Below are 22,202 nucleotides of genomic sequence, written 5' to 3'. Positions count from 1 at the left end.
TTTTTAAAAAATAAAGCAGGCATAAAGCCTGCTTTTTTAATACAAAATTTTATCTTCTTTTTTCTTTAACGTAATCACAAGAATTACATTTTATTTCATCAGTTGATCTATTTTTTTTGTGGACTAAAAGGTCTCCGCATTTTGGACATTTTTCGCCTGTTGGTGGATCCCATGTTGCGTAATCACATTTTGGAAAATTTGAACAGCCGTAAAATCTTTTGCCCTTCTTAGAAACTTTTTCTATTATTTCTCCATTTTCACATTCTGGACATTTTACACCTGTTGTTTTTATGATTGATTTTGTAAAATCGCATTCTGGAAAATTTGTACATCCAATAAATTTTCCATTTCTTCCGTGTTTTTCTGCAAGCGGATGGCCACACTTTGGACATTTTTCATCCAAAACTTTATCTTTTACCTTATAATCTGTCCTATCTTTTGAAACTTGTTTTAAATCTTTTTCAAATCCTTCATAAAAAGATTTCAAGACATCTTTCCAATAAACTTCATCTTGAGCAATTTTATCAAGCTCATCTTCCATTTTCGCTGTGAATTCTACATTTATTATGTCGTCAAAACTTTCTTGTAAAAAATCATTTACTCTTATTCCAAGTTTTGTAGGAAGAATTTTTCTTTGTTCAAATTCTACATAATTTCTTGAAATAATTGAAGCTATTGTTGATGAATAGGTTGATGGTCTTCCTATTCCATATTCTTCCAAAGTTTTTACAAGACTTGCTTCTGTGTAATTTGCTGGTGGTTTTGTAAAATGTTGGTCTTTTTTTATATCAATTGCCTTTATAATATCTCCCTTTTTTAAATCTGGTAGGATATTTTCATTTTCTTTTGCATTTGAAACTTTCATAAATCCATCAAACAAAGTTATTTTTCCATTTGTTTTAAAAATTACTCCATTTGAATCAAAAGAAAGAGATGTTGACAAATATTCGTAATCTGTCATTTGACTTGCAACAACTCTTGTCCAAATTAATTTGTAGAGTTTATATTGTTGGTCTGTTAAATATTCTTTTACACTTATTGGATCATTGTAAATTGAAGTTGGTCTTATTGCTTCGTGAGCATCTTGACTTGTTTTTGATTTTTTGGAATAAGAATTTCCTTTTGATGCGTATTTTTCTCCAAATTTTTCCTTAATATATGATAAACTTTCTCCAATAATTTCATTTGAAAGTCTTGTGGCATCTGTTCTCATATAAGTAATTAGACCGACTCTACCCTTTTGTCCAAGATCAATTCCTTCAAATAATTGTTGGGCAAGAGACATGGTATATTTGGTAGAAAATCCTAATTTGTTTGAGGCATCTTGTTGTAAAGTTGAAGTTGTGTAAGGCTTTTGTGGTTTTCTTTTCTTTTTTGTTTTTTGAATATCAAAAACTTCAAACTTGTCCTTATCAATCCTATTTAGGATTTTTTCTGCCCCATTTTCATTTGAAATTTTCATTTTTTTGGATTTTGACCCATAAAATTCTGATTCAAATTCAATTTTATCTTCTTTGTGCTTGGCTGTAATTGTCCAATATTCTTCAGGAACAAAAGAATCAATTTCCCTTTGCTTATCTACAATTAGTTTTAAAGCAACTGATTGGACTCTTCCTGCAGATAGACCAGATTTTACTCTTTTCCACAAAATCGGAGAAATTTCATAACCTACTATCCTATCCATAATTCTTCTTGCTTGTTGGCTATCTACCAAATTTTGGTCGATTTTTCTTGGATTTTTGATAGCATTTTTTACATTATTTTTTGTTATCTCATGAAATTCTACTCTGTTTAATTCACTTTTATCAAGTCCCAAAAGATATTGCAAATGCCAGCTTATTGCCTCACCTTCTCTATCAGGGTCTGTTGCAAGATAAACTTTATCTACGCTTTCTGCTTCTTTTTTTAAGGCATTGATTGTTTTTGCCTTTCCACGAACTTTTATATATTTTGGTTCAAAATCATCTTCTATATCAACTCCAAGTTTTGACTTTGGCAAATCTCTAAGATGTCCATAAGTTGCTCTTACCTTATAATTTGAGCCTAGCATCCTAGTGATTGACTTAGCCTTGGTTGGAGATTCTACAATTACTAAATTTTTTGCCATTTAATCCCCTTTACTTACGTATTCATTATTTCCCATATTTTCTATGTAATCATTTAATTCTAAAAATATCAAAATATAATTTACCTCTTCAATCGACATACAAAGATTTTGAGAAATCTCATCTGCATTTGAAGATGGTTTATCGATTATATACTTTACTACATTTAGCGTATCTTTATCAAGTCCATCAAGACTTAATTTTGTTTTTTTCTCATTTATATTTTTAAAATCTTCAATTTCATCAATTATATCAGACGCATCCATCACAAGCTTTGAGCCTTCTTGAATTAATTTATTACAACCTTTTGAATAAATTGAATTTATATTTCCAGGTAGGCAAAATACTTCTCTGCCTTGATCCAGAGCGAAATTTGTTGTAATCATAGTTCCAGATTTTTCTTTTGCTTCAATTACGCAAACTCCTTTGCTAAGTCCTGAAATTATTCTATTTCTTCTTGGAAAATTGTAAGCATTTGGTGGAGTTTCTAAAGGAAATTCTGAAATAATTACACCTTTTTCTTCAATTTTTTCGTACAAATACTTATTTGCCTTAGGATAAATTATATCAAGACCTGAACCAATTACCCCAATAGTTTTTATATTATTTTCAAGACTTACCTTGTGGCTAATTGCATCAATGCCATAGGCAAGACCTGATACAGTCCTAATATTTGTATCCTTAAAACCTTCTACGATTTTTTTACAAGCCCATTTCCCATAATCAGTACATTTCCTTGCCCCAACAAAAGCTATGGCGTTTTTGTCTTCCTTTTCCAAATTCCCTTTGTAATAGAAAAGAGCCGGCCTATCATCTATATAGGATAAATTTATCGGATAATTATCATCGTATATGGTAGAAATTTTATAAGGACCATTAAAAACTTTTTGTCTATAAGCTTTAAAATTTTCTAAATTCTTAGAAGAAAATATCTTTTCTTTATTTATCTTAGATAAATTTTCAAAAATTTTCCTATCAAGGTCAAAAAAATTATCCATATCAAGATTTTCGCAAAAATCCAAAATTATTTTATTTTGTAAATTTATAAAATTAAAATATAATAACAAATCTTTTTTGTCCATCTAATCACCAAAAGCGTTTTTTATGTAATGAATTGTTTTATTTTCAAGATAAACTTCGCACACATCAAAAGAGATCAAAAATTCGCCCAAATCTTTTTCCATTATATAGGCTTGAGCTGTTTTTTTGATTCTTTCTTGTTTATAATAATCAACATCCAAACTTGCAGGCTTAAATTCATCATTTTTTCTAGTTTTAACTTCCACAAAGGTCAAAATATCATTTTTTATTGCAATAATATCAATTTCTCCGTAGTGTTTTAGGAAATTTCTATCCAAAATTTGGTAACCTTTTTTCTCCAAATATTTTAAGGCTATTTCTTCCCCAAAATCTCCTATTGTTCTTTTTTTGCTTTTCATAGAAAAGATAATTGCCTTTCATAAAATTTTCTTAAAAAAGTTTTTCTATGAATTGGACATTCTCCATATTTTTCAAGACCATCGTAGTGTTTTTTTGTTCCATATCCTGCGTTTGTTTCAAATGAATAATAAGGATAAATTTTTGAGAAATTTTCCATTATCTTATCCCTTCTAACCTTAGCAAGAATTGATGCACATGAAATAGAATATTCATACAAATCGCCCTTTACTATATTTAATTGCTTAATATGAGTATCAATTCTTTCAGCATCAATTAAAACAATTTGAGGTTTTTTATTTAATCCTTCAAGGGCATTTTTCATAGCAAGTCTTGTAGCCTCTTTTATATTTATCTTATCAATAAGGATATTATTTGCATAACCAAAAGAATAGAAAATCGTATCATCTATAATTTTTTGGTAGAGTTCATTCATTTTCTTTTTTGATAATTTTTTGGAATCTGTAACTCCTTCAATATGAGAATCTTTCTTCATTATAACTGCACAAGCTACAACAGGTCCTGCCAAAGGACCTCTTCCAACTTCATCAATTCCTGCAATCAATTCATATTTTTCATGAATTTCATTTTTTATTTTATCATTAAATTCAGAATATCTAGGATTTTTCAATTGTTATCCTTCCAAGTTTTCCACTTCTAAAATCATTAAAAATCAAATTTGCACATCTTGTATAATCAACTTCGCCTTTTCTAATAATTGCCCCTCTTTTTATCCCGATTTCTTCATAAATTTCAAGAGCAGTTTTATTAGAATCTATCTTATACCTTTCTTCCAAATTTTTCGGATAGAATTCTTTCATAAATTCAATAAATTTAAGGCACAATTCCTCAATATTTAAAATTTCATCCTTAATTGCATTTGTAAAAGACAAATTAAGTCCTGTTTGCCCATCAAATTTTGGCCACAAAACTCCTGGTGTATCTAAAAGCAAAATATTTTCTTTTGTTTTTATCCATTGTTTTTGTTGAGTAACTCCAGGTCTATTTCCAACCCTTGCTCCCTTTCTTTTGGCTATATTATTAATAAAAGTAGATTTGCCAGAATTTGGAATTCCTACAACCATCATCCTAATATTTTCATTTTCAATATTTTTTTCTTCATTTTTTTTAAATTTTTCTGAAAGAATTTCTTTTGCTATATTATAAATTTCTTTAGTATTTATTTTTTCTTTTGCATTCATCTTTATTGCTTTTATTCCATCATCAGCAAATTTTTTTATCCATTTTTCATTTTCAACTGGATCTGAAAGATCAGTTTTATTCATTATAATAATTCTATCTTTTTTTTCAGTGATTTCTGAAATCAAAGGATTTCTTGAAGATTTTGGAATTCTTGCATCTATTACTTCTAAAACTATATCAACAAGTTTTAGAGAATTTTTAATTTCTTCTTTGGTCTTTTTCATATGACCCGGATACCAATTTATATTCATATATCCCCCTAATCTTTATCTTATATTTTATCACAAAAATTTGTGATTATATAAAATAAAAAAGAGCCTTTCGGCCCTTATTTTTAATAATTTGTTTTTTCTTTAACTTTTGCAGCCTTACCTTGACGTCCTCTTAGGTAATTTAGTTTTGCACGTCTTACCTTACCACGTCTAACGATTTTGAATGCTTCAAGTCTTGGTGAGTGATAAAGGAATGTTCTTTCTACTCCTACACCATAAGAAAGTCTTCTTAGTGTGAAAGTTTTTCCAAGATTTCCTTCATTTATTTTGATTACTACTCCTTCAAAGTCTTGGAGTCTTGTTTTGTCTCCTTCTTTGATTCTGTAGCTTACTCTTACAGTATCTCCAACTCTAAAGTCTGGATTATCTTCACGTAGTTGTTCATTTTCTATTTTTTTGATTAATTCCATCGTGATCCTCCTTGATATATCTATCGTATAAATCTCTTCTTACTCTTTTGGTTTTTTGAAGAGATGATTTCTTTTGCCATTCTTCTACTAATTTATGATTTCCACTATAAAGTTCTTTTGGAACCATATATCCATTAAAATTTCTAGGTTTTGTGTACTCATCATATTGTAGTAGACCATTGTAGTGTGAATCTGTAACTAATGATTCTTTTTTCCCAACAACTCCTCCAATAAATCTTGAAAGAGAATCTATTAATACCATGGCAGGGATTTCGCCACCGGTTAAAACATAATCTCCAATTGAAACTTCATAATCAACATAGTGATTGGTAATTCTTGCATCTATTCCTTCGTAATGACCGCAAATTATTACCAAGTCTTCAAAATCTGCAAATTTGATTGCTAATTTTTGGTTTAGGATTTCTCCTGCTGCAGACATGTAGACTACTTTTGATTTTGAACTTTTATTTGCTATTAGAGCATCATAAATCGGCTGAGGCCTCATAAGCATTCCTGCTGCCCCACCAAAAACTGTATCATCAACCCTGTTGTGTTTGTCCTTGCTATAATCTCTTATATCAACAAGATTAATTTCAATTAGTCCTTTTTCAATTGCCTTTCCTATGACTCCATAGCTTTTTAGAAATTTAAAAGATTCGGGAAAAAGTGTAAGTATAGTTATTTTATTCATAATCTTTGAAGTTTTCTACTTCTATTTTTTTATTTTCTAAGTCAACATTTTTTACTGTAGCATTTAAGGCAGGAAAATAAATTTCTTTTCCGTCTTTTTCTATTACATAGATGTCGTTTGGATAAACTCCAGTGATAACATCTTTTATAAAACCAAGTTCTTGATTTTTTTCATAAACTTTTAGGCCAATCAAATCAAACAAATAATATTCTCCATCATTTAATTTTTCTAAGTCCTTATCTTCGATAGTAAGTTCGTGTCCAATAAACTTTTCTACCTCATTAATATCATCATATCCCTTGAGTTTTATGATGATACTACCCTTATGCTTAAAAGATGATTCGATTGTAACTAAATTTCCATCAAGTAAAAGTTTTGATCCTTTTTCAAATCTTTTTTCATTGTCTGAATAAGATTTTATTTTTAGATTTCCTTTTATCCCGTGTGTTGTAAGTATCTCTGCTACAGTTATTTTCATATTCTTATATTAACCTTAACATCTTCTTTGACTGCACAAGCACGAGCAATAGTTCTAATGGAATTAATAATATTTCCACCCTTTCCTATAACTCTTCCCTTGTCTTTTTCTGCCACGTTAATTTTTATGTTAACTTCTCCGTTGTCTTCTTCTAATATTATTCCTACAGCATCTTTGTCTTCGACAAGTTCTGTAACTATTAGCTTGACTAATTCTTTCATTTTTCTTATGCTAAAACGTTGTTGTCGTTAAATAATTTTTCAACAATAGAAGTTGGTTTTGCACCGTTTTTGATCCATTGTTTAGCTTTTTCGTTGTCAATTTTAAATTCTTTTGGTTCAGATACTGGATTGTATGTTCCGATTTCTTCGATGAATTTTCCATCTCTTGGACTTCTAGAATCTGCTACAACTACTCTGTAAAATGGTCTTTTCTTTTGTCCCATTCTTTTTAATCTAATTTTAACTGCCATCATAACCTCCGTATTTTTTTAGAAGAAAGGCATATTGAATTTTCTTTTGCCTTTTCTTCCCTTTTTCATATTAGTAAATTGTTTCATCATTTTCTTTAGTTCTTTGAATTGCTTTAATAATTTATTTAATTCATTCATATCAACCCCAGAGCCTTTGGCAATTCTTTCCTTACGACTTTTGCCAATTATCTCAGGTTTTTCTCTTTCTTCTTTTGTCATAGAAGATATTAAAGCTTCAATCCTTACAAATCCTTTTTCATCAACATTTACATTTTTTAGCATTTTGTTGTTTACTCCAGGAATCATAGCAAGTAAATCTTCAAGCGGTCCCATATTTCTTATTTGATTTATTTGTTCAACAAAATCATCAAGAGTATAGGATTGGTTTCGCATTTTTTCTTCAAGCTCTCTTGCATCTTTCAAAGAAACTTGCTTTTCTGCCTTTTCAATTAGGGATAAGACATCTCCCATACCAAGAATTCTTGATGCCATCCTGTCTGGATGAAAGGCTTCAAGATCATCAAGCTTTTCACCTGTACCAATAAATTTAATTGGCTTTCCTACAACTTGTCTAATTGAAAGAGCTGCTCCACCTCTTGCATCTCCGTCAAGTTTTGTTAGAATAACGCCAGTAATATCAAGATATTCATCAAATGTTTTTGCAACATTTACAGATTCTTGTCCAACCATAGCATCAACTACCAAAAGTATCTCGTCAGGTTTTACAGCTTTTTTAATATTTTTAAGCTCATCCATCAAATCTTCATCGATTTGAAGTCGTCCAGCCGTATCCATTATAACAACATCATTGTTATTTCTTCTAGCATATTCTTTTGCTTCATTTGCAGTTTGTACAGGATCTTGTTTTCCCTTTTCAAAAACTTCAACCTCAGCTTGTTTGCCTACAACTTTCAATTGTTCAATTGCCGCAGGCCTATAAACATCAAGAGCTACTAAAAGAGGATTTCTGCCTTCCTTTTTTAATTTCCTGACAAGTTTTCCAGAGTGAGTTGTCTTACCTGAACCTTGCAAACCTACCATCAACACAACGTGAGGAGTAGATCCTTTTAGCTCAAGTTTAGAATTTTCCTTACCCATAAGATTTGTAAGTTCTTCATTTACAATCTTAATTACAGTTTGACCTGGAGTAAGAGATTCCATGACATCTTGACCCATAGCTCTTTCTTTTATTTTTTTGACAAACTCCTTAACTACTTTGTAATTAACGTCAGCCTCAAGCAAAGAAAGTTTTATTTCTCTGGCTACATTGTCGATGTCTTTTTCGCTTAATTTTCCTTTTCCTGTAAGTTTTCCTAAAGATTCTTGTAACTTCTCAGAAAGATTTGAAAAAATCATATTTTCACATCCTAAATTTTATTTATCATTTCATCGATCATATCCATAGCTTCACTTTGATTTGAACTTTCGATCAACTCTCTTAACAAAGACAAATCTTCTCTTAATTGATTTTTTTTCTTTATTAAAGAAAGCTCATTTTCAAACTCAAATAACTTGTCAACAGACCTTTGAATCATATCAGAAATTGCCTGCTTTGATTTATTGTTATTTTCTGCTATCTCGTTTAATGATAAATCTTCATTGTAATAACAATTTATGACATCTTTTTGTTTTTCATTCAAAAGAGAGCCATAAGTGTCAAACAATCTTGCAACTTGTACTAATTTTTCCATATTCTCACCCGTCAAGTAATTTTCTTGACCTATAAAGTATACTAGCAATTCAATCTAATGTCAAGACTTTTTCTTGACTATTTTTTTCTTGAATTTTCAATCTTAAATAAAATTTTTTCAAGCAAAAATTAATTTTAAATTTGAAAATATTTTTAATTCTAAAAATTTTCAAAATATTTTAAAATTGAAAATAAAAAATTCCCCAAAAGCGTAGATAAAACCTCAAGCACGAATATCTGACTGCAAAAATTATTGATTTCTGAATTTTAAAATTCAAATCAAAACAATTATTTCCGTATGATATTCTTCGCATGAGTATTTTTATAATTTGTCAAAAGTCTGATTCCCTATTTATTTTTACAAATTTTATTTTGTACAATTATTTTTTAATATTATTTTCAATAAAAGACAATATTTTGATATTCAAAGAAAAAAATTTTTGTTATCATAGTTATGATAATGATTATTGTTATGAATTGTTTCCTTTGAATTTTTATTTTTAAATTTGCTTTTTTAATTTTTTTTATTTAAATGATTAGAGATTTAAAAAATTACTATTCAAATGAGAATCAAATAATCATTAATTTATTAAATTATAATTTAATAGAAAAAATTTAACATTATGGAGGTTTAAATTTTGAAAAAGAATAAAAAATTTGCTACTGCCCTAATTTTAGCTATGGGCTTGGGACTTGTTAATCCTGTTTATAATTCATACGCATCTAATAATGATGAAAATATGGTAGAATATAGAGAAAATTCTACTGGCTTTGCTGATAATTTAAATGAAAAAAATCTTGAAAATGAACTTAGTAAGGCACAAAAAGAATTAGATATTGCAAATGAAAATTTAAAAGCTAAAGAAAATGAAAAAATAGAACTTGATAAAAAAGTTTTATCTTTACAAAATGAACTTAATAAAGCCAGTGAAAATAAGAAAAAAGCTGATAATGATTTTATTTCTGCTTACAAAAAACAAAGTGAGGCAAGCGACGACTATATAAATCTTAACGAAAAAAAGAATAAACAAGTTGAGGCTGACAAAAATTTAGCCAAAGCAAAAGAAGAACTTAATATTGCTAAAAATCAACAAGAAAAAGCAAAAGAGAATTTAAATTTAGCTCAAAAAAATGCTGACGAAAAGAAAAAAGCCCTAGACTTGGCAAATAATAAGCTTGAAGAGGCTAAGAAAAATGAGAAAGCTCAAGAAGATATTTATGAGAATCAAGCAAAGAAAAAAGCAAGCGATGCCTTGGAGAAAAAAGATAAGGCAAAAAAAGATTTAGACCAAGCGCAAAAAAATTCTGACGATTATTTGGAAAATGAAAAAGAAGATTTGACAGAAAAAAATCAAAATTATGATAATTTAAAATCAAAAGTTGATGATTCACGCAATTCTTTAAATTTTCAAAATGAAGATTTGGATAAACTCTATGCGTCTATTAAAAATTATGAAAAAGACAAGACTGATATAAGCGATAAAAAGTCAGAACTTAAACAAAATTTGCTAGAAGCCAAAGAAAATATTAAATGGCTTCAGCCGAATAGTGATGGGTATAAGGCAAAACAAAATGAAATTGATGATTTAAATAAGCAAATAGAAGAAATTGATAAAATTTGCAAAAAAATTACCGAAGATTACAAAAATTTATATAAAGAGGCTGAAAAAGAATTTGACATATTTAGAAATTATAATACTAATTTCAATGATCTCAAAGAAAATATCAAAGAAAAAAGCCAAGCAAATGCCAAAAATATTGTAATACAAGAAATTTTAGATGGAAAATTAAACAAGGATAATCTAGAAGAAAAAGCTAAAGCTGCAAATAATAAATTAGGTGACTTGTATTTAGAAAGAAATGGCAAAGAACGTGATTACGAAAAGATTAATGATGAATTCCACAAGGCTTGGATGAAATTATCACATGCAAGTGAAGTTTTGGAAGGGCAAAAAAATATTGCTTACGATTCAAGTAGAGATGAGATTTTCAAAAAAGAAGCCAAAAAACTTATAAAAAAATATTCCAAAGAATTTGAAGATAATCTTGCAATATTAAAGGAAAAACTTCCACTATTAAAGGAGAAAGCTGATATTTATTTAAAGTCTTTGGAAGAAGTTGAACAAGCAAAAGCTTATGCAGAAGCTTTAGAAGGTGCAAATAATTTGCTTGAACAAGTAGATAAAAATGAAGAAAATCTTAAAAAATTAACCGAATCTTTCAACCAAGCTAATGACCAATACGAAAAAGCACAAAAAGAATTAGAAGAAGCAAAAAATCTCCTAGATTCTAAGAAAAAAGAAATTGAAGCCAATAAAAATTTGATAGCAAAGGCAAACGAAGACCTAAATACAGCAAGTGAAAATTTAAATAAAACAAAAACTCAAAAAGAAAATGCTGACAAAAAGGTCAAAGAACTTGAAGATTTGATAAAAAATCTTACAAATAATTTGCCAGAAAAAATAGACGATGGAAAAATAAATGAAGCTAAAGAAAAATATAATAAAGCAAAAGATGAAGCTCAAAAAGCTCAAAAAATGCTTGAAAATGCACAAAAAGAAGAAGATGAAATTAAGGCTAGACTTAATAAAGCACAAGATGACAAAGCACAATTGCAAAAAGATATAGATAAGGCAAAAGATGACCTTGATTTAGCAAAAGATAATCTTAAAAACAAAAAAGACGCCCTAGCCCTACAAAAAGAAAAAGAATCTATTCAAAAAGCAAAAGCGTCGCTTGAAAATTTATTAAAAACTAGCAAGAAAATAAATGATAAAAATCTAAATAAGGTAATTGAAGAGATAGAAAAAGCTCTTAAAGGCGAAAATCTAACAATAAATGATATTCTATCATTAAATAACAAATTAACCGACGCCTTAAATAATGTAAAATCAAAACCAAAAGATCAAACTCATACATCAAATAATACTAGTGAAAAGGAAAAAAATAAAAATCGTCCAGACGAAAAAAATAAAAAACACGATGATAAAAATAATAGAAAAACTCAAGGAATAACCTCTCCAAAAACAGGAATTGAAAGCCTATCCTTTGCAGGAACTTCCTTGGCACTTTCCCTATCAGCTCTTTTTGCTTTAAAAAAGAAAAGAAAATAAACTCACAAACTCTTTAATATATTTTTAAAAAATGAGTATCAACCAAGGTCTTAAAGGCAAGGTTGATACTCATTTTTGAATTTTTGCATTTTTACATTTTTAAATTTCATTATTTTCAAGACTATGAAAATTAAGATAAGCTCTTTTACTAAAAATTGACAAATATTGATACACAAAATTATTTACAGACACATAAGAATTTATATTTAGATTTGAGTTTTTAAAAAATATTATCAATCAATTTTTCCTTTAAAGTAGGTTCTTATTTAATGCAATAATTTTTATAAAAAATGAGTATAAACCAAGTCATAAAGACAAGGTCCATACTCATTTTTGCATTTTTAAATTTTTAAAATATTAAATTTTATTATTTTCTTTTGCTTTTAAATAAGCCTAGGCTTGATGCTCCTAATAAGTCCAAAATTGCTGAAAGGCTACCAACTCCAGTTTGAACATTTTCTCCAGCATTATTTACTTTCTTGCCTGTATTTACTGTGTTTGCTGTATTTGTTGTGCCTGTTTTTTTATTTTTTCTGTTAGGATTTTTTTGGCTAGGATTTTGTGGCTTTTGATTTGCCATATCGTCTATGATTTTTACTAAATCTCCATCATAAGCATCTTTTTCTCCCTTCATATTCAAAAGTTCCCTTGCGAAAACTTCTTTACTAGAACCAAGTATTTTTGCCATTTCATCCCAAGTTGTAGCTTTTTGTAATTTTTCATATTGAAGTCTCATAGCATCAACTGTTTCTTCACCAATAAAACTATCTTTTGCAGATTGCATAATTTCAAATCCTAATATGCCTAAATGTGCTTGTTTACTTTTTTCAAAAGCACCTTTTTCATTTAAAAGTTCACTCATTTTATATTCTTTAGGTTTTACTTTCTTTTCGTCTTTTGATTTTTCTTCATCAGTTTCTGAATTTTCTTTTTTGTCATCTGGTTTTTCTGTGTTGCCATCTGGTTTTTCTGTTTCGTCTTCTGGTTTTTCTGTTTCACCTTCTGGTTTTTCTGTTTCGCCGTCTGGTTTTTCTGTTTCGCCGTCTGGTTTTTCTGTTTCGCCATCTGGTTTTTCTGTTTCGTCATCTGGCTTTTCTTCTCCGTTTTCATTTACTGGAGCTTTCTTTATAGTGATTTCTTTATTTACAACATCTGATTTTTCTTCCGGTTTTACTGTTTCACTAGTTTTTACTGGCTCTTTTAAGGCATTTTCTACTGATTTTTCTTCGTTTGCTTTTGCGTTAGGAATTAATAAGCTTACTCCTAGTGCCAAGGCTAGGCTTGCGCTTATAATTTTCTTATTTTTGTTCATAAATTTTCTCCTTTTATTTATTTTTTTAAATATTCTTTCACTAAACATTATATATATATATTGTCAAATATTTTAAATATTTATCTATAAAATTAAATTCGAAAATTTCTAAACTATTTCCAATAAAAAACATGGGCAAATTTATCAATTTTACCCATGTTTTTGGTGTTTATTTTTTATGGTCTTAGCCAATCTGGCAATTGTTGACCTTCTTTTTCTTCTTTACTTTCTTCTTTTTTTGGATTTGCCTCTTTAAATTCTTCAACGTTTGATGAATCCATTGTAAATTTGAAATCTATTTCTTTTTTCTCTCCTGCTCTTACGATTTGAATTTTGCAAGTATCTCCTACGCTATAATTTAATAGAATCTTTTTTAGATTAGACATATCTTTTACTTTTTGTCCATCTATTCCTGTAATTATATCGCCTTTTCTAAAATAATTTTTCGCATCGTCTGAGATTGATTGTACAAATACTCCGTCTTCGCTTCCTACGTTTTTGCTATCTATATTATTGTATTGTAAAAGTAAATCCAAATTTATTCCTGTAATTCCCAAATATACTGAATTAAATTTGCCGTTTTTGGCAATTTCTTTTATAACTTTTTTTGCCAAATTTACTGGAATTGCAAATCCTATTCCATCAGAATTTCCTGCCTTTGCTGTATTAATTCCTATAAGTTGTCCTTTTGAATTTAGCAAGGCTCCTCCTGAGTTTCCGGAATTTATTGCAGCATCTGTTTGCATTAATCCATCCATTTGTGCTCCATTTTGGAATGAAACTGTCCTATCAAGTCCTGAAATTATTCCGCTTGTAACTGTTGATTGTAATTGAAGTCCTAATGGATTACCTATTGCTACTGATTTATCTCCTACTTTTACTGTATCGCTATCGCCTAAGTCGATTGGTTTTAAATTATTTGCCTCAACTTTTATAACTGCAAGGTCCAAGGTTGTATCATTCCAAACAAGTTTTGCTTTTTTTGTTTTATTATTTGAAAATAAAACATTGATTTCGCTTGCATCTCCATTGCCTACAACGTGTGAATTTGTCAAAATATATCCGTCTTTTGTAACGATTGAGCCTGAGCCTACTCCTTCAACATAACCTGTTTGTTGACCTAAAATTGTATTTTGTGTAGTTTTTGTTTTTGTTGTAATTCCTACAACAGAATCTATACTTTTTTCGACAACTGCTCTTTCCATTGTCATCTCATCGTTTGTTGTTATATTTACTACATTATTTTTTTTGGTATTTGAATTTGTATTAGCTTCTTTTTTATTATTATCTGATGTTTTTAATGAGCTACCCAAAAGTGAAAAAACTAAAAATCCACCCAAAACAGCTCCTATAAGTCCTGAAAGAAAATTAGAAAATCCACCAGAACCACGATTTCTTCTAGCCATCTATTCCTCCTTATTATTCTTTCCTATATTATTATATAAAAAATTGTAAATAATATGTTATAGATAAGTAGAAATTTGATTTTGTAAATTTCTTTAAATGATTTTTCTAAAATTATTTTTAATTTTTTATAATTAATTTCTTATTTATTTTTCTTTGAAATAAAAAACAAACCCAGAAAAATCTGAGTTTGTTAGTTTTGTTTTTATTACATTACAGCCATTGCAATTGATAAAATTACAATATTTGCAATCATTACTATAAAGAATGGTTTCTTTACCCATTTCAAATATGTTGAATATTCTACTCTTGCTGCTGCAAGTCCACCCATTACAACTCCTGATGTTGGTGTAACAAAGTTTACAAGTCCACAAGCGCCACAGAAAATCATGATCATTATGTTAGGGTCATATCCTAATTGATGAGCAAGAGATCCCATGATTGGAATTGATAATGCTGCAAGTCCTGATGTTGATGGTACTAAGAATGATAATAACATGTAAATCAAGTATGCAAGTGGTGCGAATACAAATGGAGAAACTCCTCTTAGCAATTTAGCTGAATTTTGTAGGATGTAGAAATCTAAGTGAGTAGAGCTCATTACTACTGTAATTCCTCTTGCTACTGCTATGATTAAACCTACTGATAATAAATCAGCAGCTCCTGCGATGAATCCATCTACAAATTCTTTTTCGCCAATTTTTGCTACTATAGCTATTACTATACTAGATAGGGTAAATAGTGCTGCTAAGTCTTTGAAGTACCAATATCCTAATGGAGATCCTGTCAAGAAATCTGACCAACCAAATGCTTTCAAATAAGCTTCTTCGTCTCCGTGGAAATTGATGTCTACATAAGAAATTAATGATATAATCATTATTGCAAATGTTATAGCAAAAACTGTTAATACAGCTTTGTGTGTTCCAGTAAATTCTAATTCTTCTCCGTTATCGTTAGAGAAATATTCTTCCATAGCGTTTTTTTCATCAGCGCTTAGAATGGAAGATTCTTTGTTTTCTAATAATTTTTTAGCATAATTCAATACAAATTTTATAACGATTAAATCTGTTGATAACCAAAGGATAACGCCTATAATCATTACTGTTGTTGCATTAGATTTTATACCAACTGATTCTAATGCTCCCATAGCTGCTGATGTAGCGAATGGGTTGATTGTAGAACCTAGTACTCCGGCTCCAGCTCCAAGTAGAACTGTTCCTACTGCTACCATTGTATCAAGTCCAGCTGCTACCATTGCTGCTGTGATTAATGGATAAAAACCAATTGTTTCTTCTGCCATTCCGTATGTTGATCCACCAACTGAGAATAGGAACATTAATACTGCAATTAGTCTTCCTTCTTTACCTTTGTTTTTTCTTACTAAGGAACGAATTCCTGCTTCCATAGCACCAGTACTCATTACTATACCGATGAATCCACCAATACATAAAATAAATATAATTAGATCTGCGGCATCCATAAATCCGTTTGGAATAGCCATAATAAAGTCACTTAAACTAGCACTTTGTACAGTAACTGTTTCTCCAGCCTTAACTGCATTTATAAGATCTTCATATTTGCCTGGGTCTAATGATTTTATAATATCTGAATCGATTGCTTGACCACTAGCTAATAAAGTTATTAAACATACAGCAGCTAGAACTATCATCAAGATAGAAAATGCACTTAGTGATTTTTTCTTACCTTTTTTCATAGTATTCTCCTATTTTTTTATTATAGTACCTGTCTTTCCTTCTAATGCTTCAGCTGCTTTTTCTAAAGATGTAATTAGTGCAAGACCTTGTTCTGATTTTTCAACAAATTCTAAACAAGCTTCTACTTTTGGTAACATTGAACCAGGAGCAAAGTGTCCTTCTTCAATATATTTTTTAGCTTCATTAACAGTCATTTCTTTAATTTCTTCTTGATTTGGTTTGTTGAAATTGATCATAACTCTATCAACTGCTGTTAATATTACTAACATATCAGCATTTAATTCTTTTGCTAATAATGCAGATGATCTATCTTTATCTATTACAGCTGGCACACCTTGTAATCCTTCTTCTGTATCTATTACCGGTACACCACCTCCACCAACTGTTATTACTATATTACCATTTGAAACCAAATTTTCCACAACATTTATTTCAATGATTTCTTTAGGTATTGGGCTTGCTACAACTCTTCTGTATCCCCTACCTGCATCTTCTACGTATTCGTAGCCGTTTTCTTCGTGTTTGGCTTCAGCTTCTTCTTTTGTTAAGAAACTTCCTATTGGTTTAGTTGGTTTATTGAAAGCTTCATCATCTTTGTCAACTAAAACTTGTGTAACAACGCAAGCTATTTCGGAATCTTTGCCTCTGTTTTTTAATTCATTTCTTATTGATTGTGATAAATGATAACCAATGTATCCTTGGCTCATTGCGCCACATTCTGGAAATGGCATTTCAGGTGTATTGCCACCTTTGTTTGCTGAAAATTCCATTGCGTTATTTATCATTCCTACTTGTGGACCGTTTCCGTGTCCTACTGCTACATCGTAGTTTTCTGATAAATCTACTATTGTTTTAGCTGTCTTTTTTACTAATTCTAATTGCTCTTGAGGGGTATTGCCTAAAGCATTACCCCCGAGAGCGATAACTAATCTTTTTTTTGTCATCTGCTAAATATATCCGTTTCTTTTTTTATTTTTTCTATTTTAATGTTGCATACATAATTGCTTTGATTGTATGCATTCTGTTTTCTGCTTGATCAAATACTTTACTTTGTTTTCCTAGGAATACTTCGTCTTTTACTTCCATTCCATCAAGGTCATATTTGTCTCCGAATTTTTCGTTTACATCAATACCTGTTGTTGTGTGAAGATCGTGGAATGATGGTAGGCAGTGTAAGAAGATTGCATCATCATCTGCTAAATCCATAACTTTTTGGTTTACTTGGAATGGATGAAGAATTTCAATTCTCTTTTCCCATACTTCTTTTGGTTCTCCCATTGATACCCAAATATCTGTATATACTGCGTGAGCACCTTTTGCTGCTTCTTCTACGTTTTCTGTAAATTCTACTTTTGAACCGTGAACTTTTGCAAATTCTTTTGCTTCTGCAATTAATTTTTCATCTGCCCATAATTCTTTTGGACCGCAACCTGTGTAGTTGATTCCAAGTTTAGCACATGCTACCATTAATGAGTTGCTTACGTTATTTCTGCAATCGCCCATGAATACAAAGTTTAATCCTTTTAGGTAACCAAAGTTTTCTTTGATTGTAAGCATATCAGCAATCATTTGTGTTGGGTGGAAATCATCTGTAAGACCATTCCATACTGGAACTCCTGAATATTTAGCTAATTTTTCTACTAATTCTTGGTCAAATCCTCTGTATTCGATTCCATCATAAAATCTTCCCAATACTTTTGCTGTATCTTCGATTGATTCTTTGTGTCCCATTTGGCTTGAACCTGGATCAAGGTATGTTACTCCCATTCCTAAGTCCATTCCTGCTACTTCAAATGAACAACGTGTTCTTGTTGAAGTTTTTTCGAATAATAATACTATATTTTTTCCTTCTAGATATCTGTGTGGTGTTCTTGTTAATTTTAATTTTTTAAATTGTTCACCTAGATCTATTAGGTATTTGATTTCATCTTCTGTTAGGAATTTTAATCCTAGTATACTTTGTCCTTGTAAATTTACTGGCATATTATTATCTCCTTATTTTTGTTTTTCAATATTAATTTTATTTTGCGACTAACTTACTTCTTATAGTTCTCTTTCTAATGGCATTGACATACATCTTGGACCACCACGACCTACTGTTAGGTTTGATGCATCTAATTCTAATACTTCAATACCTTCTTTTCTTAGTACTTCGTTTGTTACTGTATTTCTCTTGTAAACTAAAACTTTTCCTGGAGCAAGTGTTAATGTGTTTGATCCATCATTCCATTGTTCTCTTTCTGCAGCTATTGGGTCTCCACCACCACATGGGATTAGACGTACTTTTTCGATTCCTAGTGCTTTTGCTAAGATTTCGTCTAATTTTCCTGAAGCTGTTTCAATGTGTAAATCATTGTTTGCTTCATCTTTTGTTATGATTTTAACTTCCATTTCTTTGATTATAGCTGGATGATATGTGAATGCATCGTAATCGATTTGTGTAAATACTGTATCTAAGTGCATAAATGCTCTGTTTTCATCGATTTTTAATGCGTAGATTTTTTCAATCTTGTTTTCATTTTCTCCAAAGAATAATTTTTTAGCTAATACTTTGATTGCTTCATATTGTGTTCTTTGTGAAATACCTATTAATAGTGTAGTTTCATTTCCGTTGAATGTATCTCCACCTTCTATATGGTATTCGTTATCTCTACCATAAAGATTTGGAACATTTCCTTTGTATTCTGGGTGGAATCTAAAGATATAATCACAGTAGATTGTTTCTCTATTTCTTGTTACAGAATACATTCTATTGATAACTGCACCGTTTCCTACTGATGCAAATGGATCTCTTGTGAAGTATAGGTTTGGCATTGGGTTAATTGCAAGATATGATTTTCCAACAACCATTTCGTGAAGATCTTCTTCTGTGAAAAGACCTAGTTCTTTTAATGTTAAACCAGCCATTGTTTTTTCAACAAATTCTTTTGTATCTTCAATTTTTTCTAAATATTCTTTAGCTTTTGCAAGGATTTCTTTATCTTCGCATCCTGTTTCTTCTAGATATTGTTCTAAGAAAGTTTCTCTTAAACCTTCATTTCCATCTAATGTTTCTGTCATTAAATCTTCAAGATAAACAACTTCTACTCCATTATCTCTCATGATATTTGTAAATCTATCATGTTCTTCTTGAGCTAATGCTAGATCTGGAATATCATCGAATAATAGTTCTTCAAGAGTTGATGGAGTTAAATTTAATAATTCTTCTCCTGGTCTGTGAACCAAAACTCTTTTTAGTGGTTTAATCTCGCTTGTTACTTGAATCTTTTTCATAATTCCTCCTAAAATATATATAAATAAGAGTGTATCTCTTTACTTGAATAAAGTTTCGTTTTGATTTTTTCATTCAAGATTAATTTTAGAGCCACTCATATCGTTTACATCAATAGTATACTCTAACCATTTTATTTTTACACGACAAATTTTGGATAGTTTATTGTAAATTATATTCAAATGAAAATGTTTTTATGAGCGTTTTTATGAAAAATTATTAATAAACGGCTAAAAATTAGTAAATTAGCTTAAAATATTATATAATATAGGTAAATATCAAACTAAAATTAAAGAGGTTATTTATGGTTATAAGTAATATACAAACCAAAATTTCTACAATTTCAGATTTATCAAAAATTTGTAGTTTTGAAGTAGAATTTCAAGACAGCTCTACCACTACTTTAATTCACAGTACAGCAAGACTTCTTTTGTTCAAAAAAGGCAAGGGAAAATTTATGATAAACGGGGTTGAGTATCTAATCGAAAAAAATACCATGATTTCTATTCTGCCTTGGGATATTACAACTATCACTGATGTTACAGAAGATTTGGAATTTTACAAAATCGTATACAATTTTCAAATTATAAATGACGATTTGAAAAATATTTGTAATTTTAGGAAAAATCAAATTAATTCTATAGAAGTTTTGTCAAAAAATCCTATAAAAATTCTTGATAGCAAGGCTTTTCATGATATGAAAAATTCCTTTATTGAAATCAAAGATGAAGTAGGAAATGATTCTTTCCAAGAAGAAATTGAAGAAAAACCATATTCTGATGAATATCTTATTTCATCAATTATAAGAATTTTAATTAAATTTTTAAGATTTGAAAATAAAAATGAAATAAGTACCAAGCAAAATTATGAACATCAAATTCAAATTAATCAAATTCTTAGGTATATGTATTCCCACATGAGCGAAAAATTAACACTTGACAGACTTGCCTCTACATTTTTCATTAGCAAATCAAGTCTTACAAAATATTTAGAAGAAAACATTGGATTTACTTTCTCAGAATTATTAAATAGGATTAGATTTTCAAAAGCAATCGACTTACTAATGTTTTCTGAAAAAAGTCTAAATGAAATTGCAAAACGCGTTGGCTATACAGACTCATCACACTTTACAAAAATATTTGAAAATACTGAAGGAATCAATCCTGGCGAATTTAGAAATTATTACAATATTAAACAAGTTAGTCTCAAACAATCTGAGGCAAAACTTCTTGATAGTGTTATAAATTATGAAATCAAAAACTATACTGACACAGATCTTACAATTGGAAAAGTAGCCAAAGAATTTGGCATTTCAACATCTGAAGTAAACAGATTAATTTATTTCCAATTTGAAAAAAATTTCTACGAATATTTAGATTTTCTTAGGATTTCAAAAGCATGTGAAATGTTAAAAACAACAGATTTAAAAATAATAGATATAGCAATGAAAGTCGGGTATAATTCAACAAGAACTTTCCAAAGAGCCTTTAGCAGAATAATTGGTGTATCCCCTAATAAATTTAGGACAACAATAAACTACCAAGACTCTGAAGGAAATATAATATAGTAGGAAAAAAGAAAAGGAGAAAATTATGAAATTTATAGCAAGCGAATCTTTTTGGGATTTATTCCCTGAAGCAGAAATAGGACTTATCCTATTTAAAGACATAAAAATGGAAGAAAAATCAAGTAGAGAAATAAGAGACAAACTTGATAATGCAAACGAAAAAGCCCTAGATTATCTTACAAAACCAGTATTTAGCGAAAATCCAGTAATAAAAGTGTGGAGAGATGCCTTTAAATTATTCAAAACAAAAAAAGGAGCACGCTGTTCAATAGAAGCCTTATTAAAAAGAGTGGCAAAAGACAAAGACGTTGGAAGTATCAATCCCCTAGTTGACATTTACAACGCTGCATCATTAAATTATGCTCTACCATGCGGAGCTGAAGATATAGACAAATTTGTAGGCGATGTAAAACTTGAAATTACAGAAGGAAATGATCCTTTCCAAGCCATAGGAGATGACAAAGACTCCCCAACCCTAGAAGGCGAATTATGCTATAGAGATGAAAAAGGAGCAATTTGTAGATGTTTTAATTGGAGAGATTGCCAAAGAACAATGATAACAGAAGATACAAAAAATGCAATACTTTTTATGGAAAACATAAATCCAGATAGAAAAGACGATTTGAAAGAAGCAATAAACTATCTAGCAGAAAATCTAAAAACCCACCTAGAAGGAAATATACAAATTCACTTTTTAACAAAAGATAATCCAAGCATAGAAATCAAATAGAAAAAAATATCTGTTGCAAAATAAAAATAATCAATAATAAGAGAAATTCAAAATTTCAAAGACTTAATATTGATTATAAAAAAATTTTGCAACAGTTTTTTTATGCAAATTTACAAAAAATAAATCAACGTATATAAAGATAAATACAAAATAAATTTGGAAAAATAAAAAAAGACCTCTAGCAAAACTAAAGATCTAAAATTCTGGCGCGGCATTGAGGATTCGAACCCCAGGCCTACTGGTCCGTAGCCAGTCGCTCTATCCAACTGAGCTAATACCGCTCAATATTTTTTATAAAAATATTGGCGCGCCTGAGAGGAGTCGAACCTCTG

General features: G+C 29.6%; 21 protein-coding genes and 1 tRNA gene. 3 read left to right on the top strand and 19 right to left on the bottom strand.

Annotated features, from left to right (window positions below; genetic code table 11):
- Positions 1–49: 49 nt before the first annotated feature.
- The 12 genes from topA to ylxM form a co-directional block, all read right to left on the bottom strand.
- Positions 50–2,107 carry a type I DNA topoisomerase gene (gene topA / locus HMPREF3045_RS03215; protein ID WP_070737042.1) on the bottom strand — a complete coding sequence of 686 codons (2,058 nt, stop codon included), beginning with the start codon at positions 2,105–2,107 and terminating at the stop codon, positions 50–52.
- Positions 2,108–3,187 (bottom strand): DNA-processing protein DprA, encoded by a 1,080-nt coding sequence (dprA, locus tag HMPREF3045_RS03210; protein ID WP_070640880.1) that lies wholly within the window; start codon positions 3,185–3,187, stop codon positions 2,108–2,110.
- A complete protein-coding gene (locus HMPREF3045_RS03205) occupies positions 3,188–3,544 on the bottom strand; it encodes a YraN family protein (protein WP_070737041.1) in 357 nt (118 codons plus the stop codon).
- A complete protein-coding gene (locus HMPREF3045_RS03200; RefSeq protein ID WP_070737040.1) occupies positions 3,541–4,173 on the bottom strand; it encodes a ribonuclease HII in 633 nt (210 codons plus the stop codon). The genes HMPREF3045_RS03205 and HMPREF3045_RS03200 overlap by 4 nt, the downstream gene beginning before the upstream one ends.
- Positions 4,160–4,996, bottom strand: a complete 837-nt coding sequence (gene ylqF, locus HMPREF3045_RS03195) for a ribosome biogenesis GTPase YlqF (protein ID WP_070737039.1) — start codon at positions 4,994–4,996, stop codon at positions 4,160–4,162. Before ylqF ends, HMPREF3045_RS03200 begins: the two co-directional genes overlap by 14 nt.
- 83 nt (positions 4,997–5,079) lie before the next feature.
- Entirely contained in the window at positions 5,080–5,427 is a 348-nt protein-coding gene (gene rplS, locus HMPREF3045_RS03190) for a 50S ribosomal protein L19 (protein WP_004816243.1), read from the bottom strand.
- Positions 5,399–6,118, bottom strand: a complete 720-nt coding sequence (gene trmD, locus HMPREF3045_RS03185) for a tRNA (guanosine(37)-N1)-methyltransferase TrmD (RefSeq protein ID WP_070737038.1) — start codon at positions 6,116–6,118, stop codon at positions 5,399–5,401. The genes rplS and trmD overlap by 29 nt, the downstream gene beginning before the upstream one ends.
- Positions 6,111–6,596, bottom strand: coding sequence for a ribosome maturation factor RimM (gene rimM / locus HMPREF3045_RS03180; RefSeq protein ID WP_070640873.1), 486 nt, complete (start codon positions 6,594–6,596; stop codon positions 6,111–6,113). The genes trmD and rimM overlap by 8 nt, the downstream gene beginning before the upstream one ends.
- Complete coding sequence (locus HMPREF3045_RS03175; RefSeq protein ID WP_019117401.1) at positions 6,593–6,817, bottom strand: KH domain-containing protein; 225 nt, start codon at positions 6,815–6,817, stop codon at positions 6,593–6,595. The genes rimM and HMPREF3045_RS03175 overlap by 4 nt, the downstream gene beginning before the upstream one ends.
- A 5-nt stretch (positions 6,818–6,822) precedes the next feature.
- Positions 6,823–7,068, bottom strand: coding sequence for a 30S ribosomal protein S16 (rpsP, locus tag HMPREF3045_RS03170; protein ID WP_019117400.1), 246 nt, complete (start codon positions 7,066–7,068; stop codon positions 6,823–6,825).
- An 18-nt stretch (positions 7,069–7,086) separates the two neighbouring features.
- Entirely contained in the window at positions 7,087–8,424 is a 1,338-nt protein-coding gene (gene ffh / locus HMPREF3045_RS03165; protein ID WP_070737037.1) for a signal recognition particle protein, read from the bottom strand.
- 11 nt (positions 8,425–8,435) lie between these two features.
- Positions 8,436–8,759: a YlxM family DNA-binding protein gene (ylxM, locus tag HMPREF3045_RS03160; RefSeq protein WP_070606408.1), complete on the bottom strand. Its 324-nt coding sequence runs from the start codon at positions 8,757–8,759 to the stop codon at positions 8,436–8,438.
- Positions 8,760–9,396: 637 nt separating this feature from the next.
- On the opposite strand from ylxM, the gene HMPREF3045_RS03155 reads away from it, so the two are divergent.
- A complete protein-coding gene (locus tag HMPREF3045_RS03155; RefSeq protein ID WP_070737036.1) occupies positions 9,397–11,871 on the top strand; it encodes a coiled-coil domain-containing protein in 2,475 nt (824 codons plus the stop codon).
- 367 nt (positions 11,872–12,238) lie between these two features.
- On the opposite strand, the gene HMPREF3045_RS03150 is transcribed toward HMPREF3045_RS03155, so the two are convergent.
- The 6 genes from HMPREF3045_RS03150 to HMPREF3045_RS03125 all read right to left on the bottom strand — a co-directional run bounded on the left by HMPREF3045_RS03150 (position 12,239) and on the right by HMPREF3045_RS03125 (position 19,575).
- On the bottom strand, positions 12,239–13,183 hold the full coding sequence (locus HMPREF3045_RS03150) for a midas domain-containing protein (protein WP_070737035.1): 945 nt from the start codon (positions 13,181–13,183) through the stop codon (positions 12,239–12,241).
- A gap of 176 nt (positions 13,184–13,359) precedes the next feature.
- Entirely contained in the window at positions 13,360–14,589 is a 1,230-nt protein-coding gene (locus tag HMPREF3045_RS03145) for a S1C family serine protease (RefSeq protein WP_070737034.1), read from the bottom strand.
- Positions 14,590–14,795: 206 nt separating this feature from the next.
- A complete protein-coding gene (locus tag HMPREF3045_RS03140) occupies positions 14,796–16,301 on the bottom strand; it encodes a YfcC family protein (RefSeq protein WP_070737033.1) in 1,506 nt (501 codons plus the stop codon).
- Between the two features lie 9 nt (positions 16,302–16,310).
- Positions 16,311–17,246: a carbamate kinase gene (gene arcC, locus HMPREF3045_RS03135; RefSeq protein ID WP_004839169.1), complete on the bottom strand. Its 936-nt coding sequence runs from the start codon at positions 17,244–17,246 to the stop codon at positions 16,311–16,313.
- 34 nt (positions 17,247–17,280) lie between these two features.
- Positions 17,281–18,285: an ornithine carbamoyltransferase gene (argF, locus tag HMPREF3045_RS03130; RefSeq protein ID WP_070737032.1), complete on the bottom strand. Its 1,005-nt coding sequence runs from the start codon at positions 18,283–18,285 to the stop codon at positions 17,281–17,283.
- A gap of 60 nt (positions 18,286–18,345) precedes the next feature.
- Positions 18,346–19,575, bottom strand: coding sequence for an arginine deiminase (locus tag HMPREF3045_RS03125; protein ID WP_070737031.1), 1,230 nt, complete (start codon positions 19,573–19,575; stop codon positions 18,346–18,348).
- A gap of 302 nt (positions 19,576–19,877) precedes the next feature.
- Here HMPREF3045_RS03125 and HMPREF3045_RS03120 point away from each other — a divergent pair, with 302 nt between their 5' ends.
- Together HMPREF3045_RS03120 and HMPREF3045_RS03115 are read left to right on the top strand one after the other, a co-directional pair.
- A complete protein-coding gene (locus tag HMPREF3045_RS03120; protein ID WP_070737030.1) occupies positions 19,878–21,140 on the top strand; it encodes a helix-turn-helix domain-containing protein in 1,263 nt (420 codons plus the stop codon).
- Positions 21,141–21,165: 25 nt separating this feature from the next.
- Entirely contained in the window at positions 21,166–21,870 is a 705-nt protein-coding gene (locus HMPREF3045_RS03115) for a B3/B4 domain-containing protein (RefSeq protein WP_070737029.1), read from the top strand.
- A 204-nt stretch (positions 21,871–22,074) separates the two neighbouring features.
- Here HMPREF3045_RS03115 and HMPREF3045_RS03110 read toward each other — a convergent pair.
- Positions 22,075–22,151: transfer RNA gene (locus HMPREF3045_RS03110), tRNA-Arg, on the bottom strand.
- Positions 22,152–22,202: the final 51 nt, after the last annotated feature.

The sequence above is a fragment of the Anaerococcus sp. HMSC075B03 genome, from assembly GCF_001815585.1.
GTDB classification, from domain to species: domain Bacteria; phylum Bacillota; class Clostridia; order Tissierellales; family Peptoniphilaceae; genus Anaerococcus; species Anaerococcus vaginalis.
This window is presented reverse-complemented; position numbering and strand designations above follow the sequence as displayed.

Bases quoted from the DNA above. Each gene is read 5' to 3' on its own strand.
- topA (WP_070737042.1), bottom strand. From the start codon at position 2,107: ATGGCAAAAAATTTAGTAATTGTAGAATCTCCAACCAAGGCTAAGTCA.
- dprA (WP_070640880.1), bottom strand. From the start codon at position 3,187: ATGGACAAAAAAGATTTGTTATTATATTTTAATTTTATAAATTTACAA.
- HMPREF3045_RS03205 (WP_070737041.1), bottom strand. From the start codon at position 3,544: ATGAAAAGCAAAAAAAGAACAATAGGAGATTTTGGGGAAGAAATAGCC.
- ylqF (WP_070737039.1), bottom strand. From the start codon at position 4,996: ATGAATATAAATTGGTATCCGGGTCATATGAAAAAGACCAAAGAAGAA.
- rplS (WP_004816243.1), bottom strand. From the start codon at position 5,427: ATGGAATTAATCAAAAAAATAGAAAATGAACAACTACGTGAAGATAAT.
- trmD (WP_070737038.1), bottom strand. From the start codon at position 6,118: ATGAATAAAATAACTATACTTACACTTTTTCCCGAATCTTTTAAATTT.
- rimM (WP_070640873.1), bottom strand. From the start codon at position 6,596: ATGAAAATAACTGTAGCAGAGATACTTACAACACACGGGATAAAAGGA.
- HMPREF3045_RS03175 (WP_019117401.1), bottom strand. From the start codon at position 6,817: ATGAAAGAATTAGTCAAGCTAATAGTTACAGAACTTGTCGAAGACAAA.
- rpsP (WP_019117400.1), bottom strand. From the start codon at position 7,068: ATGGCAGTTAAAATTAGATTAAAAAGAATGGGACAAAAGAAAAGACCA.
- ffh (WP_070737037.1), bottom strand. From the start codon at position 8,424: ATGATTTTTTCAAATCTTTCTGAGAAGTTACAAGAATCTTTAGGAAAA.
- ylxM (WP_070606408.1), bottom strand. From the start codon at position 8,759: ATGGAAAAATTAGTACAAGTTGCAAGATTGTTTGACACTTATGGCTCT.
- HMPREF3045_RS03150 (WP_070737035.1), bottom strand. From the start codon at position 13,183: ATGAACAAAAATAAGAAAATTATAAGCGCAAGCCTAGCCTTGGCACTA.
- HMPREF3045_RS03145 (WP_070737034.1), bottom strand. From the start codon at position 14,589: ATGGCTAGAAGAAATCGTGGTTCTGGTGGATTTTCTAATTTTCTTTCA.
- HMPREF3045_RS03140 (WP_070737033.1), bottom strand. From the start codon at position 16,301: ATGAAAAAAGGTAAGAAAAAATCACTAAGTGCATTTTCTATCTTGATG.
- arcC (WP_004839169.1), bottom strand. From the start codon at position 17,246: ATGACAAAAAAAAGATTAGTTATCGCTCTCGGGGGTAATGCTTTAGGC.
- argF (WP_070737032.1), bottom strand. From the start codon at position 18,285: ATGCCAGTAAATTTACAAGGACAAAGTATACTAGGATTAAAATTCCTA.
- HMPREF3045_RS03125 (WP_070737031.1), bottom strand. From the start codon at position 19,575: ATGAAAAAGATTCAAGTAACAAGCGAGATTAAACCACTAAAAAGAGTT.
- HMPREF3045_RS03120 (WP_070737030.1), top strand. From the start codon at position 19,878: ATGGTTATAAGTAATATACAAACCAAAATTTCTACAATTTCAGATTTA.
- HMPREF3045_RS03115 (WP_070737029.1), top strand. From the start codon at position 21,166: ATGAAATTTATAGCAAGCGAATCTTTTTGGGATTTATTCCCTGAAGCA.